Consider the following 16,992-nt stretch of genomic DNA (forward strand, 5'->3'; position numbering starts at 1 on the left):
CGCAGCCGGGAAAAACGCCACGGAAACGTGGCGTTTTTTTCTGGCGGGCCGCCGCGCGCCGCGTCATCCGATCGCGAGCGACCGGTGCGCGCACACGCCCGCCATCACGCCGGAAGCACTGGCCAGGGTCGCGTTGCTCATGGGGATGGCCGCGTCGCCCGCCGCAAACACGCCGGCGACCGTCGTCTGCTTGAGCGCGTCCACCCGGATGACCGGGCCCAACGGCCCTTCATCGAAGGCGCAGCCCAGCTGCGTCGCCAGCGGGCTGGCCATATGCGTCCTGCTCGCCACGAAGAGCGCGTGGATCGCCATGCGGCGGCCATCGGCCAGCTTGACGGCGTCCAGCCCGGGCGCCGCTCCCATCAGTTCGACGACGGGGGTGCGTTCGATGCGCACTCCGCGACGGGCGAGCAGCGCGGCCTGCTCCGCGTCGGGCTCGAATTCGTCTTGCGTGAAATAGGTGGTCGGCCCCCAGTCCGGCAGCAGCGCGGCCTGATGCGCGGACAAAGGATGCGCCGCCAGCACGCCCAGCGGCCGGCCGGCGTTTTCATATCCGTGGCAATACGGGCAATGCAGGACGGTCTGGCCCCAGCGTTCCTGCAGGCCGGCCAGGGGCGGAAGCTCGTCGCGCAGGCCGGTCGCCAGGATCAGCCGCTGGCCCAGCGCCTCCCGGCCGCCTGCCAGCACGACGCGGAACGGGCCGCCCTCGCGGACCGCAGCGGCCTGCAGGACCTCGTCGTCCAGGAAGGCGGCGGTGGGGTAGCGCGCAAGCTGCGCGCGCGCCTGCCGCACGATGTCGCGGGGCGGCGTGCCGTCCTGGGCCAGGAAACCATGCGCGTGGGACGCATAGCGGTTGCGGGGCTGGCCCGCGTCGATCAGCAGGACGCGCCGGCGGGCGCGCGCCAATTGCAGGGCGGCCGAGAGGCCGGCGAAGCTGCCGCCGACGATGAGGACGTCGTAGGTCATGAAGAGGCTCCGGATGTGGGTTATCAAGATACTTTATAAGTTGCATGATAGGGCGCAATTCGATTTTCATGCAACTTGATAAGTATCTTATGTGGAGAAACGGCGATTCTCGGCCACCCCGGCGCGCGCCCGGGGAGGCAGCAGGTCGCAGCGCGGCGCGGGGATTCCGCGGCGGGGTTGTGCCAGCGGGAGGGCGGGACTAACCTGAACGGCACGTGTACCGAGCGGCTGCGCCTGCGGCGCCGCCGCGCAGGAGGCGGCATGCAGCAAGGTTCAGACCTACAAGGGCGCGTCGCGCTGGTGACCGGCGCGTCGTCCGGCATCGGGCGGGCCACCGCCATCGCGCTGGCGATGGCGGGCGCGCGCGTGGTGGTCAATCACCGGGCTGGCGGCGACTCGCAGGCCCGGGCCGCCGCCGTGGTGGAGGATATCCAGCGCGAGGGCGGCGAAGCCGTGGCGGCGGCGGCCGACATCAGCCGCGAAGCCGAGGTGGACCATCTGTTCGGACAGGCCGTCCGGCACTTCGGGCGGCTGGACATCCTCGTCAACAACGCGGGCATCGAGCATCCTTCGCCCATCGCCGACATGACGCTGGCGGACTGGCGGCGGGTAATCGACGTGAATCTCACCGGCCATTTCCTGTGCGCCCGGGCCGCGGCCCGGGCCTTCGACGCGCAGCCCGCGGATCCCGCGCGGCAGGGGCTGGCGCAAGGCAACATCCTCTTCATCAGCTCGGTCCACGAGGTCATTCCGTGGGCGTTCCAGGTGAACTACGCGGCGTCCAAGGGCGGAGTCTCGCTGCTGATGAAATCGCTGGCCCAGGAGCTGGCTCCCGCCAGGATCCGGGTGAACTCGATCGCGCCGGGCGCCATCCGCACCGCCATCAACCGGCCCGCCTGGGACTCGCCCGACAGCCTGGCCAATCTGCTCAAGCTCATTCCCTACGGCCGCATCGGCGAGCCCGAGGACGTGGCGCGCGCGGCCGTCTGGCTGGCGAGCGACGCGTCCGATTACGTCACCGGCACGACCCTGTTCGTGGACGGCGGAATGACGCTGTATCCCGAATTCCGCGGCGCGGGCTAGGCGGCGCCCATGTCCAAGCCCCTGGAAGACTACGGACTCATCGGCAACATGCTTTCCGCCGCGCTGGTGGCGCGCGATGGCTCCATCGACTGGCTCTGCCTGCCGCATTTCGATTCGCCCGCGTGTTTCGCCGCGCTGCTGGGCGATCAGCGCCATGGACGCTGGCGCATCGCGCCGCATGGCAAGGGCGCCACCGTCTCGCGGCGCTACGTGCCCGACACCGCCGTGCTGGAAACGCGCTACGAGACCGCCACGGGCGCGGCGACGCTGTTCGACTTCATGCCGCTCAGCGACGACGACGAACGCGCGGACGTGGTGCGCATCGTGCGCGGCGAATCCGGGCACGTGCAGATGGACATGGAACTGGTGCTGCGTTTCAACTACGGCCAGGCCGTGCCCTGGGTGCGGCGGCGCGACTACGGCCTGAGCGCCATCGCGGGGCCGGACGCCGTCGAGCTGCACACGCCCATCGAACTGGAGGGCCACGAACTCAAGACCACCGCGCGCTTCAACGTGCACCAGGGCAAGGTGGTGCCGTTCACCTTGTCGTATCACCGTTCGCACCGCACCCCGCATTTCGTGCCCGACCGGGTCGAAAGCATGGACCGCACGATCTCGTGGTGGCAGGAATGGGCCAAGCGCTGCCATTGGGAGGGGCCGGCGGACGCGCGGCGCGACGCGGTGCTGCGCTCGCTGATCACGTTGAAGCTCCTGACCTTCCAGCCCACGGGCGGCATCATCGCCGCGCCCACGACCTCGCTGCCGGAGGCCCTGGGCGGCAGCCGCAACTGGGACTACCGGCATTGCTGGCTGCGCGATTCGGCGCTGACGCTGTACGCGCTGCTCAATGCCGGCTACCGCGAAGAGGCGGAGGCCTGGCGCCAATGGCTGTTGCGCGCGGTGGCGGGCCATCCCGACCAGCTGCAGATCATGTATGGCATCGCGGGCGGGCGCTGGCTGCCGGAACTGGAGATACCCTGGCTGCCCGGCTACGCGTCCAGCCTGCCGGTGCGCAAGGGCAACGATGCCGCGGGCCAGGACCAGCTCGACGTCTACGGCGAACTCATCGAGACCCTGTATGCCGCCCGCGTCGCGGACCTGGCGCCGCTGGCCGAGGCCTGGCGCCTGCAGAAGGTGCTGCTGGAGCCGCTGGCGCGCCGGTGGCCGGAGCTCGATCACGGCATCTGGGAGGTGCGGGGCGAGCGGCGGGCCTTCACCCATTCCCGGCTGATGTGCTGGGTAGCGTTCGACCGCGCCGTCAAGGGGTGCGAGCGTTTCGGCCTGAAAGGCCCGGTCGAGGCATGGCGCCGCCTGCGGGAGCAGATCCGCGCCGATATCTGCCAGCATGGCTATGACCGCGAACAGGGCTGTTTCGTGCAGAGCTATGGGTCGGACGCGCTGGACGCCAGCCTGTTGCTGATTCCCCAGGTGGGCTTTCTGCCCGCCGACGATCCACGCGTGGCGGGGACGGTGCGCGCCATCGAACGCGGGCTGCTGCGCGACGGCCTGCTGCGCCGCTATTCCACCGACCGCACCGACGACGGACTGGAGGGCGAGGAAGGCGTGTTCCTCGCCTGCAGCTTCTGGCTGGCGGACGCCTACGTGATGCAGGGCAGGCTGGACGACGCGGAACGCCTCTTCGAGCGGCTGCTGGCGTTGCGCAACGACCTGGGCCTGCTCGCGGAGGAATACGACGTGGTCCGCCGGCGGCTGGTCGGCAATTTCCCGCAGGGCTTTTCGCACATCGGCCTGGTCAACACGGCCTACAACCTGAGCGGGGCGACGGGCCCCGCGCGGCAGCGCGCCGAGCAGGATGCACCGCGCGCCTGAGATGCCTGCCGCGGTGTATTCTCGCAGTCATGCGGGGCCCCCATGACGGGCCCCGCCTTGCGCAGGCAGCGCCAGGCAGCGACCCCGCCAGCCGGCCGCCGCACCCAGGAGACACAACATGCTTTTGACGGAAGAACAGCAAAGCGTCCAGGAAATGGCGCGCCGGTTTGCGCAGGAGCGCCTGGCTCCCAACGCCGAACGCTGGGACCGTGACCACCACTATCCCGCCGACGCCATCGCCGAGATGGCGCAGCTGGGATTCTTCGGCATGCTCGTGCCGGAGGACTGGGATGGCAACGACAGCGGCTACGTGTCGTACGCCGTCGCCCTGGAAGAGATCGCGGCGGGCAGCGGAGCCTGCTCCACCATCATGAGCGTGCACAACTCGGTCGCCTGCATGCCCATCCTGAAATTCGGCACGGATGCGCAGAAGGAACAGTTCCTGCGGCCGCTGGCGCGCGGCGAGCACATCGGCGCTTTCGCGCTGACGGAGCCGCAGGCGGGGTCGGACGCCAGCAGCCTGCAAACGCGGGCGCGCCGGGACGGCGATAGCTATGTGCTGAACGGGGCCAAGCAGTTCATTACGTCGGGCCGCAACGGCCAGACCGTGATCGTGTTCGCGGTGACCGATCCGGGGGCCGGCAAGCGCGGCATCTCCGCCTTCATCGTGCCCACCGATACGCCGGGGTACAAGGTGCTGCGGGTGGAGGACAAACTGGGCCAGCACGCGTCGGACACCTGCCAGATCGCCTTCGAGGACCTGCGCATTCCGGCCGGCTACCGGCTGGGCGAGGAGGGCGAGGGCTACCGGATCGCCTTGTCCAACCTGGAGGGCGGCCGCATCGGCATCGCCTCGCAATCCGTGGGCATGGCGCGGGCGGCGTTCGAATGCGCGCGCGACTACGCGCGAGACCGCCAGGCCTTCGGCAAGCCCATCATGGAACACCAGGCCGTGTCGTTCCGCCTCGCCGACATGGCCACCCAGATCCATGCCGCCCGCCAGATGGTGCTGCACGCCGCGGCCTTGCGCGCCGCCGGCCGGCCGGCGCTGACCGAGGCATCGATGGCCAAGCTGTTCGCATCGGAAATGGCGGAAAAGGTGTGTTCCGCCGCCATCCAGACCCTGGGCGGATACGGATACCTGAAGGATTTCCCCGTGGAGCGGATCTATCGCGACGTGCGCGTGTGCCAGATCTACGAAGGCACCAGCGACATCCAGCGGCTGGTTATCGCGCGGAACCTGTAGCGCGGCGGCCGCGGCGCAGCCACAGCGCATAGATTGCCGCGTTGCCGGCCACCAGCAGGGCGGCCAGCAGGATCTGCGTTGCCCGGCCGATGTCGGCCGGGTAGATAAGGCCCAGCAGGTAGTGTTCGATGAAGCCGCCGGCGTAGCCTTCCTGGCCCGCCTGCCGGCGCAGCGACACTTCCAGCGGGGTGAGCGGGCATATCCAGCCCATGCCGACGACCAGGGCGCCCCAGGCCAGCGCGGGCAGATGCAGCCAGGCGATCCAGCGCTTCCAGAGCGCCAGCAGTCCGCCGAACGCCACGAACGCCACGAAGAGGCCGTGGACGATGAGCACCAGATCGGCAAGCAGGCGGTAGCTCATCGCCGTGCCCGCGTCAGGCCTTCAGGTCCCGCAGCAGCTTGGCCAGCTCGGGCGCCGTCATCAGGGACACTCCCTGCGACCTGGCGTACTGCCGCGCATTCTCGGAGACTTCGCCCAGGGCGATGTAGATGGCCTCGCGCGCGCCGCGTTTCTCGCGCGCCGCCTGCAGTTCGCGCAGCGGCTCGACGCCGACGCGCGCGGCCTTCCAGCGCTTGGCACTGACGATGGCCACGTGGCCGTCCTTGCTGAGCGCGAAGTCCGCGCCGGGCGCCTGCAGGCGCTCCACCTCGCAGCCGTCGCGCTGGAAGCCGGCCTCGACGGTCCGGGAAAAGTCCGCCCACGACATGCCGGCCGCCGCTTCGGCCACTGCCTGCACGCGGGGGCCCGAGGGCGCGCGCAATTGCCGGTAGGCCGCCATGGTGGAGATCACCGCGAACGGCACGGCGGCGAAGACGCCCATCGCGGCGTATTCCAGGGGCAGGGCGGCGAAGCCTCCGGCCGCCAGCAGCAGGGCCACGCCAGCGCTCATCCACCACGGCGAGCGCAGCAGGACGGCGAAGATGGAGTTCTGGGACATCTTGAATTTCATGGCGGCTCGCGGCGTCGCTTGGGCGGGGGAAAGCGGTCAGGCCGGGCCGTCGCCGGCCTCGGCGGCGCGCAGCACGATGCGCGTGTCGCCGCAGGTGACGATCTGCCCCGGGCGGATCGTCGCCGTCTTGCGGGTTTCCACGACGCCGCCCACGCTCACATGGCCTTGCGCCACGAGCATCTTGCCGGCGCCGCCGCTATCGCACACGCCGGTGGCCTTGAGCAGCTGGTTGACTTCGATATAGGGGCTGCCGGCGGCAAGCGTGAATTCGATGATGGGCATGTCGTGCCTGGAGGGAATGGTAGGTTGGGACTCAGGCCGGGCCGCCGCCGCTGCTGGCGCCGCCAGGGGCGCCCGGGGCGTCGCTCGGGGGTTCCTGCACGGCGGGCGCGGCCGGCCGGTTGTTGTTCTCGGCGCGCGCCATCCAGGCGATCAGCGACGAACGCATGGCTTCCTCGACCGACATCTGGATGGGCTGCACCCATTCCTGCGGCACGAAGACGGTGTAGCCCCCGATCATGTAGCCCATCGGCAGGTAGACGGCCACACGCCCGTCCTGGGAAAACCCTTCGGGCAGCCCGTCCATGCTGCGGCGGGTGATCAGGCCCACCAGCTCGAGCGGCTGGCCGGGGATGCGCAGGACAACGACCTGCTGCGCGGTGTTCTTCGAACTGGGAGAGAAGTAGTCCGCGAAGCTCTTGAGGGACGAATAGATGCTCTTGACCACCGGCAGATTGGTGAACGGCATCTCCACCAGCGCCAGCACGCGCTGCACGCGTTCCTTGGAGACCAGGTAGCCGATCGCGAGAATGCCCAGTATGCCCAGGGCAAGGCCCATGCCCGGCACGTAGAAGCCGCCGATGAAGGGGCGCAGGAAGGTCAGCGCCACCGCCTCGGTCCAGGCCAGGAATATATACAGCAGGTAGATGGTCAGCGCCAGGGGCAGGACGGTGATCAGTCCGCGGAAGAAGTACTTGTAGAGTCGAGTCATAGGCGAAAGGCAAAAAATGGGGTCGGTGCGCGGCGGCGCAGGCCGGAGGGCCGCCAGCATAGCAGCCGGCGCGGTCCGGTCCGGTAACAAACCGCATGGAATGCTTGCCGCGCCCACGGCGGGGCCTCTCGGCCCCAGGGTGTGTGTCCCTAACGGTCCACGGGCAAGTACAGGGTCTCCTTGATCTCCTCCATGACCACGTAGCTCCGCGATTCGGCGGAGGCCGGAAGGCGCTTGAGGATTTCGCCCAGGAGACGGCGATATTCGTTCATTTCGGTCAGGCGCGCCTTGACCAGGTAATCGAAGTCGCCCGACACCAAGTGGCATTCCATGACCTCGGGCACGTACAGCAATTCCTTCTTGACCTTGTCGAACACGTCGCCGGACTTGGCCGAAAGCTTGATTTCCAGAAAGACCAGCAGGTTCTTGCCCAGCGCGGCCGGGTTGACGCGCGCATGGTAACCCGTGATGACGCCTTCCCGCTCCATCCGCTTCAGACGGTCCGAGCAGGGGGTGGCCGACAGGTTCACCCGGTCGGCCAGCTCGGTCACCGAAATCCGGCCCTCACGCTGCAGAATATCCAATATTTTCAGGTCGATACGGTCTAGGTCGCGCATTTCACTTTTGGCGATCGGAAAACAGGATGGGGGCGGGAAAAACCACTGCCAAAGATGATTTTTCAGTGCCTTTCACTGGAAGGAGGCTCATAGACTACCGAAATTCCTGCACAAAACCAAACACTGGAAAGAATCATGCATGTCATCGTCCTAGGCAGCGGCGTCATCGGCACCACGACCGCCTATTACCTCGCCCGCCAGGGTGCCAAAGTGACGGTGCTGGACCGCCAGCCCGGGCCCGCGCTCGAGACCAGCTACGCCAACGCGGGTCAGGTGTCGCCGGGCTATTCCACGCCCTGGGCGGCGCCCGGGATCCCGATGAAGGCGATCAAGTGGCTGTTCCAGAAGCACGCGCCGCTGGCGATCCGCCTGGACGGCAGCCTCTACCAGCTGAAGTGGATGGCCGCCATGCTGGCCAACTGCTCGGCCGAGCGCTATTCGGTCAACAAGGAGCGCATGCTCCGCCTGTCCGAGTACAGCCGCGATTGTCTGCGCGAACTGCGCGCGACCACCGGCATCCATTATGAAGAGCGCACCCGCGGCACCTTGCAGCTGTTCCGCACGGAGGCCCAGCTGGAGGCCGCGCGCCGCGATATCGCCGTGCTGGAAGAGGTGGGGGTGCCCTACGAACTGCTGGACCGCAACCGCCTGGCCACCGCCGAGCCCGCGCTGGCCCGCGCCATCGACAAGCTCTCGGGCGGCCTGCGCCTGCCGAACGACGAAACCGGCGATTGCCAGCTGTTCACCACGCGCCTGGCGGAACTGGCCGCCGGCCTGGGCGTGGAATTCCGCTACGGCCAGGCCGTTTCAGGCCTGAATACCGCGGGCGGCCAGGTTACGGGCGTGCGCGTCGGCAACGACGTGCTGACGGCGGACCGCTACGTCGCCGCCTTCGGCAGCTATACGCGCGGCTTCCTGGAGCCGCTGGGCCTGGACCTGCCGGTGTATCCGGTCAAGGGCTATTCGCTGACCATCCCCATGACCGACGAGGCCGCGGCGCCCGTATCGACGATCCTGGACGAAACCTACAAGATCGCCGTGACGCGCTTCGACAAGCGCATCCGCGTGGGCGGCATGGCCGAGCTGTCGGGTTTCGACCTGCGCCTGAAGCACGCCCGCCGCAAGACGCTGGAACTGGTGGTGAACGATCTGTTCCCGGGCAGCGGCGACGTGGCCCGCGCCGAATTCTGGACCGGCCTGCGTCCCATGACGCCGGACAGCACGCCGGTGGTCGGCCCCACGCGCTACGGCAATCTCTATCTGAACACCGGCCATGGCACGCTGGGCTGGACCATGGCCTGCGGCTCCGGCAAGCTGGTGGCCGACCAGGTCATGGGCCAACGCCCGGCGATCCGCACGGACGGTCTGGACCTGTCGCGCTACGACCGCAAGTCGGCCTCCAATCAGCGCCTCGTGCTGGACGGCAAAAGCGCCTGACGCAGTGCGGCGGGGCAGGCCCGCCGCTTGACGGGTCGCCCGCGCGCGGCGGCGGTGCGTCCGCGCCGCGCCGGGCGCTTCACCCCTGCCATGGACGCCATACAATGGCGCGCATGACCCATTTCCTGCATACCGCCGATTGGCAGATCGGCCGACAGTACGGCCAGTTTGAAACCGACGACGCCGCCATGCTGGCCGAGGCGCGCTTCGAGGTCGTGGCGCGGATCGCGGCGCTGGCCGCCGAACGCGGCGTGGACGCCGTGCTGGTCGCGGGCGACGTGTTCGATACGCAGGGCGTGTCTGACCGCACGGTGCGCCGGCTGTTCGCCGCCATGGCGGCCTATGCCGGGCCTTGGGTCATGATTGCCGGCAACCACGACGCGGCGCTGGCCGATAGCGTCTGGAGCCGCGCGTTGCAGCTGGATTGCATTCCGTCCAACGTCCACGTGCCGCTCGGCACGGGCGTGGTGGATTTGGCGGATATCAATCTGGCCATCCTGGCCGCGCCCTTGACGCAGCGCCACACTTACGAGGACGTGACGCAGGCCTTCGATGCGCTGGATACCGAGCCCGGCCGCATCCGGGTCGGCCTGGCGCACGGCAGCGTCGCGGGGCGGCTGCCGGACAACATCGACGCGACCAACCCCATTGCTGCGGACCGCGCGGCCCGGGCCCGCCTGGACTACCTGGCGCTGGGCGATTGGCACGGCTGCCTGTCGATCGATGAGCGCACCTGGTACGCCGGCACGCCGGAGCAGGATCGCTTCCGGGGCAACGAGCCGGGCTACGTGCTGGACGTGCGCATCGAAGCGCCGGGCGCCGCCCCGGTGGTCGAGCGGTTGGCCACGGGCAAGTACCGCTGGTCGGCCTGGTCTGAAACCCTGAGCCTGCCCTCCGACGCGCAGGCGCTGGCCGGGCGCATGGCGGCGCTGCGCGCGGAAGACGTGCTGCGGCTGGACGTGCAGGGGCACGTGAATATGGAAACCTGGGAAGCCCTGCAACAGGCCGTGGACCGGGCCGCCGCGCAGGTGCGCGCCTTGCTGCCCGACTTGTCGGGCCTGAAGCTCGAGCCGGACGACGCGGACCTGGCCGAGCTGCGCGCCAGCGGCTACGTAGGCGAGGTGGCGGCGCGGCTGCAGGCGCTGCAGGCCGACGCCGGGCAGGCCGCGGTCGCGGGAGAGGCCTTGCGGCTGCTGCTGCGGTTCCAGCGTGAAAGCGCCACGCCCGGAGGCGCGAAATGAAGCTTACGCGCATCGCCCTGGAGGAATTCCGCAAGTTCCGCCAGCCGCTCGTGCTGGACGGTCTGCAGGACGGGCTGAACCTGTTCGTGGGGCCGAACGAAGCCGGCAAGAGCACGGTGGCCACGGCCATCCGCTCCGCCTTCCTGGAACGCTATAGCACCAGCAAGGTGGCCGATCTTGCGCCGCATGGCGAATCCGGCGCGCGCCCCAGCGTGGAACTGGCGTTCACGCACGATGGCCACAGCTATGTGCTGAAAAAACAATTCCTGTCGCGCGCGCGCTGCGAACTGCTGATCGACGAAGGCGCGCGGCGGCTGGACGGCGAAGAGGCCGAGAACGCGCTGGCCGCGCTGCTGGGCTTCGAGCTGGCCGGGCGCGGCCAGAGCAAGCCGGACCTTGCGGGGATCCCGGGCCTGTTGTGGATACAGCAGGGCGACGGCCAGAACCTGCAGGAAGCGGCGGGCCATGCGGGCGCGCACTTGCGCGACGCGCTGACGCAGCTGTCGGGCGAGCTGGCGTCCGGCGACGGGGACCGCCTGTACGAGCGTGTCGCCGCCGAGCGCGGCGCCTTGCTGGACGCGCGCAACGGCCGTCCCAAGGGGATCTACAAAGAGGCCGAGGACGCGCTTGCGCGCGCGGTGGCGGAGCGCGACGAGTGCGCGCAGGCCATGGCCCAGCTGAACGCGGACGTGGACCGCCTGGCCGAGCTGCGCCGCGCGCACGAGCGCGCGCAGGCGAGCGAACCCTGGAAGGACTTCGAGGCCCGGGCCGCCGAGGCGCGTTCGCGGCTTGCCGCCGCGGCCAAGGCGCGCGAGGCGTTCGAAGGCCTGCGCCGCGAACAGGCGCAGGCTGCCCAGACCCTGGCGCTGCTGCAGGACCAGGTCCGACGGGACCAGCAGGACGACACCGAACTCCGGGCGCTGGCGGAAGAGGCGCGCGCCGCGCGCGGCCGCGCCGACGCCGCGCGTGAGCCCGTGACGCGCGCGCAGCAGCAACGCCAGGCCCACGCGGACGCGGTCGATGCCGCGCGCCAACGCGTTGCGTTGGCGCAGGCCGCGGCCGGCCGCCTCGACCTGCAACGGCAGCTTGCCCAATTGGCGCCCGAGATCGAGCGCCTGGACAACGCGCTGAAGGAAGCCGCCGCGCTGATCGAGCAGGGATCGGCGCTGAAGGCCGAGAGCGTGCGGATCGAGATCGCCGAAGCCGATATCGACGCCTTGCGCCAGGCCGAGCGCGAACTGGCCAATCTGCAACTGCGGCAGCAGGCCATTGCCACGCGCCTGTCCTACGAACTGGAGCCGGGGCGCGAAGCGCGCCTGGACGGCAGGGCGCTCGGCGGCGCCGATGAGGTGCTGCTCACTGCCGCGGCCGAGCTCGAGCTGCCCGGCGTCGGCCGGTTCCGCATCGAGCCGGGCGGCAAGGACCTGCCCGCCTTGAAGCGCGAAGCGGGCGAGGCCAGGGCGGCCTGCGGCGCCTTGCTCAAGCGCCTGGGCGTCGACACGCTGGCCGAGGCCGAGCGCCGCCATGCGCGTTACAGCGCGCTGCTGCGCGAACTGGAGGGCATGCGCAAGACGCTGGGCATCCATGCGCCCAAGGGCGTGGACGCCTTGCGCAGCCAGCGCGACGAGGCGCTCGCGCGCCGCGCCCAACTGGAAGAGCGCCTGTCGAAGCTGCCTGCCGCGGATGCGACGGGCGATGTCGATCTGCCGGCGGCGATGCAGGCGCTGCGCGAGGCGGAGGCGGTCTTCGCGCAGGCCGAGAAGGCGCTGGCGGCCGCGCAACGCGCGATGGATGCGGATAGCGCCCGGGCCCAGCTGCTCGAAGGCCAGGTGGCCGCGCGCGGCGCCGACCTGCAATCGCCCGAACGCGCCGCGCAGCGGCAGTCCCGCGCCGGCCGGCTTGCAGAGGCCCGCAGCGGCCATGACGATCTCGAACGCCGCGTTCGCGACGCGCAAGCCGCGCTTGCGGGGCACCAGCCCGAACTATTGGAGCAGGATGTCCTGCGCTATGAAAAATCCGCGGCCATCGAGCGCGATGCGCAGCATAAGCGCCACGGCGACATCCTGCAGTTGCAGGGCAAACTGGACCAGGCGGGCGCGCAGGGGCTGGGCGAGCGCCTGTCCGAGGCGGCGGCGGCCTGCGAACGCCTGGAGCGGCGGCGCGACGAATTGGCCCGCCGCGCGGCGGCGCTGGACCTGCTGCTGGGGCTGTTGACGGACCAGCGCGCCGCGGCCACGCAACGGCTGCAGGCGCCGCTGGCGCGCCGCCTGAATCATTACCTGGCGCTATTGTTTCCCGAGGCCGACCTGCGCCTGGACGATGCCTTGCTGCCCACGGCGCTGCGCCGCGCAGGCGGGGAAGACATGCTGGCCGCGCTCAGTTTCGGCACGCGCGAGCAATTGGGCATCCTGGCTCGTTTCGCCTATGCGGATCTGTTGCGCGAAGCGGGCCGGCCGACGCTGCTGATGCTCGACGACGCGCTCGTGCATACGGACGATGCGCGGCGCGACTTCATGAAGCGCGCATTGTTCGACGCGGCGACTCGTCACCAGATCCTGATGTTCACCTGCCATGGCGACGCATGGCGGGACATGGGCGTGGAACAGCGCCGCATCGCTTGACGCCATCCGGTGCGAGCGGTAGTCTTGCCGCATGCCTGATTCCACGCGCCTCGCCGTTTCCGCGTCCGCTGCCTTCGCAGCGGGCGTCCGCGCGCGCGTGAGGTCACGGCGTTCCGAGGTTTCTCCCGGTATTTCCCCTGTCGTCTCCACGGTGGTATCGCCGCCCGTCTCGCCGCCTTGCGGCGTGGTGGCGGGCGCATGCCCGCCTTCGGCGGCCGTCGTCGGCTGACGCCGTCCGCACCCGACTCCTCCTTTTCAAGCCTTTCCGCCTGACGCCCTGACGCGCCCCGCGTCCGTCATGCGCCTGCTTGCGCCTTGCGCGCGGTCGATCGCCGCGTCCAGGGAAGAGGGGGAGCCTGTTATGACTTCGACAGGTAGAAACCTCATGTCTTTCGATAGATCCGCGTGGACCTCCTACGGTTCCACCACCTTGTTCGTGCTGCTGTGGAGCGGCGGCGCGATCTTCGCCAAATGGGGGCTGTTCCATGCCTCCGCCTTCGCCTTCCTGCTGTTGCGCTTCATCCTGGCCATGGCCGCGCTGCTGTTGATCTGCGCGCGACGCAGGCGCTGGCTGCCCGAGCCGGGCACGCGCGGCACGGTCGCGGCGACCGGCCTGCTGCTGATCGGCGGCTATTCCATCTGCTATCTGCTTGCGCTGGACCACGGCATTACGCCGGGCGTGCTGGCGACCCTGCTGGGGGCGCAGCCTATCCTGACCCTTGCCTTGCTCGAACGGCGCTATTCGCCGGCCCGGATGGCCGGGCTCTTCCTGGCATGTTGCGGGCTGGCGATGGTGATGTACCAGAGCATCGGCATGGCGCGCTTCTCGGCGTCTGGCATGGCGTTCGCGTTCGGCGCGCTGATATGCATGACGGCGGGGGCGATCCTGCAGAAGCGGGTGCGCCAGGCGCCGATGGACGTGATGCCGCTGCAATACGCCGTCAGCCTTGCGCTGTGCCTGCTGTTCGTGCCGTTCCAGCCTATGCGCGTGGAATGGGTGGCCGGGTTCATCGTGCCGCTGGCCTGGATGGGGCTGGTAATTTCGGTAGGCGCGACACTGCTGTTCTACCGCATGATCCAGGCCGGCAACCTGGTGAATGTCACGAGCCTGTTCTATCTGGTTCCGGCCGGCACGGCGGTGCTGGATTACCTGATCCTGGGCAATCGCCTGTCGGCGCTGAGCGTGGCCGGGATGGCGGCGATCCTGCTCGGCCTGATGCTGGTGCTGCGCCATCCGGCGAGCGGGGCCGCCCGGGCCTAGGTTGAACGGGCCCTAGTTGCGGGATCCCGGCTTCTGTCCGCCTGCGGGTTCGCGGCCGGACAGGAGTCCGGGCGCCGTGGCCTCGCCGCGCCAGCCGCCGTCCCATGCCTGGCCGGCGGACTCGGCGTCGTCCTGGCCCGTCCAGTAGCCGCTGACCAGCTGTTCCGGCCGCGATTGCGCCACGACTCGGGCGCAGGCGGACCAGGCGTCCAGGCGGACGCTCAGGCCGGCGTAGATGCCGTGGCCGGCTCCCGCCTCGATGATGCCTGCGGCCTGCAGGCCTTCGCCGGCCCGGATCGCGCCTTCGGCGCGGATGTCTTCGCCGGCGATCAGCCCCCAGCCGGACGCCAGGTGGTCGCCGCAGAGGATGGAGCCGCCGGCCTGGATGCCGCAGGCGGCGTGGATTTCCTTTTCGCCGCGCACGTCGCCGCCGGCCTTGATGCCCTGGCCGCATTTGATCGCGCCTTGCGCCTGCACGTCCTGCCCCGCGTGCAGGTGGCCGGTCACGGCGAGATCCTGGCCGGCGCAGATGTCCCACTTGGCGCGGACGTTGCCGCCGCAGTCCAGGCGGGTGGCGGTCTCGATGCCCCAGTCCGCCGATACGTCGCCGCCGGCGCGCAGGTCGCCGCCGCTCGCGATGTTGGCGCCGGCGGCGATGTTCTCGCCTGCCATAATGGTCTCGCCGGCGCGGATGCCGCCGCCGGTCACGATGCTGCGGCCGGCGCGCACGACGGTGTCCACGTTGATGCCCATGCGCACTTCCAGGGTGCCCGCGAAGACGATCGCATTCGCGTCGACCGCGTCCAGTTTCAGCACGGCGTCCGTCGGGCCGAACTGGTCCAGCAGCCAGCAGGCGTCGCTGACCCGTCCGTCGGCCACCAAGGCGTCAAGCACGGCCTGGTAGTCCCCTTGTCCGTTGTGGTCGCGGAGGAACCATTTGTAGCCGTCCGCGCAGGGGTTCTTGGCTTTGACGAATTTCTTGGTGAGTTGCATGGCGCTTGGAAAAGGTCGGTGCGTGGCCTGGCCGCAGCCCCCCAGGGGCATGCGGAAATGTGACGAGACGCGGCGCCCGGCCACGCGGCAGGGCGTTCGCCGGCAGGCTGCGGGCTGCGGTCGGCGCGGATGTGCGCAGGCAGCCGGCGGCGGGCCGGAATGGGACTCAGAGAGGAGGGACGCCGGCGATTAGCCGGGCTTGGAGCGCGCGTAGGCGGAGCGCGCGGCGACTTCCTGCGAGCTCAACAAGGTCGAGCGCAGGGCGCAGATGGCGCATGCGGCGCAGGGGAGGGGAGAAAAATCGGATCGCACGGACGCACATGCTACCAGCCGGGCGATTGCAGTCAAGCGCCGGCCCCGGAGAAGGGGCCGGCGGCGGGTGTCGCGGATATCAGTTCGTCGACTGGATATTGCGTTCCTTCGCGATGCGCTGGCGCAGTTCGAGCTCGCGCTTGGTCTGGGCGGCGTATTCGGCCGGCGTATTGCCGTCCACCAGCGAGCCGCCATCGGCCAGGCGCTGCACGGTCTTGGGATCCTGGAGCGCCTTCACCGTGGCGTCATGGATGCGGTCGATCACCGCCTGCGGCGTGCCAGCGGGCGCAACCAGTCCGTACCAGGCCATGTTGTCCATTTCCGGCAGGCCGCCTTCGGAGAAGGTGGGCACGTCCGGCAGCGCGGGCAGGCGCTTGGGCGCCGCCACGGCCAGGGCGCGCAGCTTGCCGGCCTGGATGTGGGGCATGGACGAGGGGAGGTTGTCGAACTGGGCGTTGACCTGTCCGGCGATCACGTCGTTGAGCGCCGGGCCCGAGCCGCGGTAGGGCACGTGCACCATGTCGGTCTTGGTGAGCGACTTGAAGAGTTCGCCGTCCAGATGGCCGATGCCGCCCGAACCCGAAGAGGCGTAGGTGTACTTGCCGGGGTTGGCCTTCAGCAGGGCGATGAATTCGGCCAGCGTCTTGGCCGGCACCGCGGGGTTCACGGTCAGCACGTTCGGCACGTTCACCATATTGGTGATGGGCGCGAAGTCCTTCAGCGGGTTGTACGGGTTCTTCGGATTGGTGGCCGGGTTGGTGGCCATGGTGCTGACGGTGGCCACGCCCAGGGTGTAGCCGTCGGGGGCGGAGCGCACCAGGGCGTCCGCCCCGATGGCGCCGCCGCCGCCGCCGCGGTTTTCCACCACCACCGGCTGGCCGAGCTGGCGGCCCAGGCCTTCGGCGACGATGCGCGCGACGATGTCGGTCGTGCCGCCGGCCGCGAAGGGCACGATCAGGCGGATGGGCTTGTTGGGGTAGGGATCGGCGGCATGCGCGCCGGTACTAAAGCAGACGCCTGCGATTGCGGCGGCCAGGATGGCCTTTGCTTGGGACAGCACGGTCAAGAGTCTTCTCCATATTATTGAATTCCGACCCGGCCGGCTTCTGTGGCCGGCGTCGGTGAAGCGTGCCTTGCGCAGATGCAGGCCCGGCCAACGCTTCGTGGGCGCCATTCCACACAGGAATTCCACCATGGTCAACCCGGATCGACCCTGACCGCCGGAGCTGATTTTCGGCGCGGCGCCGTTGCGCGAAGAAGACTGCAATACGGGAAAAAACCCAATGCTGACAAAGAGATGAACAGACATATAACCGCATCGATTGCGCAATCATTGCGCATTGAACGTGTCGTCATCAGCCTCCTTCACACATAAATCTCTGCATAACTTACAAGAATCTGATATTTTTCGGATGAGATTCTTGGCCGGTCTTGCAAGAAAACT

At 69.2% G+C, this 16,992-nt stretch carries 15 protein-coding genes; 7 read left to right on the plus strand and 8 right to left on the minus strand.

Translation table 11 applies throughout. The features are described 5' to 3' along the window. Positions 1 to 63: 63 nt before the first annotated feature. Complete coding sequence (locus tag ACN6PJ_RS01470) at positions 64 to 966, minus strand: NAD(P)/FAD-dependent oxidoreductase (protein ID WP_427994116.1); 903 nt, start codon at positions 964 to 966, stop codon at positions 64 to 66. A 261-nt stretch (positions 967 to 1,227) separates the two neighbouring features. Here ACN6PJ_RS01470 and ACN6PJ_RS01475 point away from each other — a divergent pair, with 261 nt between their 5' ends. The 3 genes from ACN6PJ_RS01475 to ACN6PJ_RS01485 all read left to right on the plus strand — a co-directional run bounded on the left by ACN6PJ_RS01475 (position 1,228) and on the right by ACN6PJ_RS01485 (position 5,125). After that, the gene (locus ACN6PJ_RS01475) at positions 1,228 to 2,049 is read left to right on the plus strand and encodes a glucose 1-dehydrogenase (RefSeq protein WP_427994117.1); all 822 of its coding nucleotides are present in this window, start codon (positions 1,228 to 1,230) and stop codon (positions 2,047 to 2,049) included. Positions 2,050 to 2,058: 9 nt separating this feature from the next. Next, positions 2,059 to 3,879 carry a glycoside hydrolase family 15 protein gene (locus ACN6PJ_RS01480; protein WP_427994118.1) on the plus strand — a complete coding sequence of 607 codons (1,821 nt, stop codon included), beginning with the start codon at positions 2,059 to 2,061 and terminating at the stop codon, positions 3,877 to 3,879. Between the two features lie 118 nt (positions 3,880 to 3,997). Beyond that, positions 3,998 to 5,125 (plus strand): acyl-CoA dehydrogenase family protein, encoded by a 1,128-nt coding sequence (locus ACN6PJ_RS01485; RefSeq protein ID WP_427994119.1) that lies wholly within the window; start codon positions 3,998 to 4,000, stop codon positions 5,123 to 5,125. On the opposite strand, the gene ACN6PJ_RS01490 is transcribed toward ACN6PJ_RS01485, so the two are convergent. The 5 genes from ACN6PJ_RS01490 to ACN6PJ_RS01510 all read right to left on the minus strand — a co-directional run bounded on the left by ACN6PJ_RS01490 (position 5,106) and on the right by ACN6PJ_RS01510 (position 7,683). After that, positions 5,106 to 5,486, minus strand: a complete 381-nt coding sequence (locus tag ACN6PJ_RS01490; RefSeq protein WP_427994120.1) for a DUF2784 domain-containing protein — start codon at positions 5,484 to 5,486, stop codon at positions 5,106 to 5,108. The genes ACN6PJ_RS01485 and ACN6PJ_RS01490 overlap by 20 nt on opposite strands. A 13-nt stretch (positions 5,487 to 5,499) precedes the next feature. Continuing rightward, positions 5,500 to 6,075: a restriction endonuclease gene (locus tag ACN6PJ_RS01495; protein ID WP_427994121.1), complete on the minus strand. Its 576-nt coding sequence runs from the start codon at positions 6,073 to 6,075 to the stop codon at positions 5,500 to 5,502. 36 nt (positions 6,076 to 6,111) lie between these two features. Further along, positions 6,112 to 6,357, minus strand: coding sequence for an RNA-binding S4 domain-containing protein (locus ACN6PJ_RS01500; protein ID WP_427994122.1), 246 nt, complete (start codon positions 6,355 to 6,357; stop codon positions 6,112 to 6,114). A 31-nt stretch (positions 6,358 to 6,388) separates the two neighbouring features. Then, positions 6,389 to 7,066 carry a DUF502 domain-containing protein gene (locus tag ACN6PJ_RS01505; protein ID WP_427994123.1) on the minus strand — a complete coding sequence of 226 codons (678 nt, stop codon included), beginning with the start codon at positions 7,064 to 7,066 and terminating at the stop codon, positions 6,389 to 6,391. A gap of 149 nt (positions 7,067 to 7,215) precedes the next feature. Next, positions 7,216 to 7,683, minus strand: a complete 468-nt coding sequence (locus ACN6PJ_RS01510) for a winged helix-turn-helix transcriptional regulator (protein ID WP_043548063.1) — start codon at positions 7,681 to 7,683, stop codon at positions 7,216 to 7,218. 135 nt (positions 7,684 to 7,818) lie between these two features. On the opposite strand from ACN6PJ_RS01510, the gene ACN6PJ_RS01515 reads away from it, so the two are divergent. The 4 genes from ACN6PJ_RS01515 (at position 7,819) to ACN6PJ_RS01530 (ending at position 14,243) form a co-directional block, all read left to right on the plus strand. Further along, positions 7,819 to 9,120, plus strand: coding sequence for a D-amino acid dehydrogenase (locus tag ACN6PJ_RS01515; protein WP_427994124.1), 1,302 nt, complete (start codon positions 7,819 to 7,821; stop codon positions 9,118 to 9,120). Between the two features lie 113 nt (positions 9,121 to 9,233). Continuing rightward, complete coding sequence (locus ACN6PJ_RS01520; protein WP_427994125.1) at positions 9,234 to 10,361, plus strand: metallophosphoesterase family protein; 1,128 nt, start codon at positions 9,234 to 9,236, stop codon at positions 10,359 to 10,361. Beyond that, positions 10,358 to 12,982, plus strand: coding sequence for an AAA family ATPase (locus tag ACN6PJ_RS01525; RefSeq protein WP_427994126.1), 2,625 nt, complete (start codon positions 10,358 to 10,360; stop codon positions 12,980 to 12,982). The genes ACN6PJ_RS01520 and ACN6PJ_RS01525 overlap by 4 nt, the downstream gene beginning before the upstream one ends. 385 nt (positions 12,983 to 13,367) lie before the next feature. Further along, complete coding sequence (locus ACN6PJ_RS01530; RefSeq protein ID WP_427994127.1) at positions 13,368 to 14,243, plus strand: DMT family transporter; 876 nt, start codon at positions 13,368 to 13,370, stop codon at positions 14,241 to 14,243. A 12-nt stretch (positions 14,244 to 14,255) separates the two neighbouring features. Here ACN6PJ_RS01530 and ACN6PJ_RS01535 read toward each other — a convergent pair whose 3' ends face one another. Continuing rightward, positions 14,256 to 15,236, minus strand: a complete 981-nt coding sequence (locus tag ACN6PJ_RS01535) for a hypothetical protein (protein WP_427994128.1) — start codon at positions 15,234 to 15,236, stop codon at positions 14,256 to 14,258. 391 nt (positions 15,237 to 15,627) lie between these two features. Continuing rightward, positions 15,628 to 16,614: a Bug family tripartite tricarboxylate transporter substrate binding protein gene (locus ACN6PJ_RS01540; protein ID WP_427994129.1), complete on the minus strand. Its 987-nt coding sequence runs from the start codon at positions 16,612 to 16,614 to the stop codon at positions 15,628 to 15,630. Positions 16,615 to 16,992: the final 378 nt, after the last annotated feature.

Origin of the sequence: Achromobacter sp. (assembly GCF_050285585.1) — a bacterium.
In the GTDB taxonomy this organism is placed as follows: domain Bacteria; phylum Pseudomonadota; class Gammaproteobacteria; order Burkholderiales; family Burkholderiaceae_B; genus Achromobacter.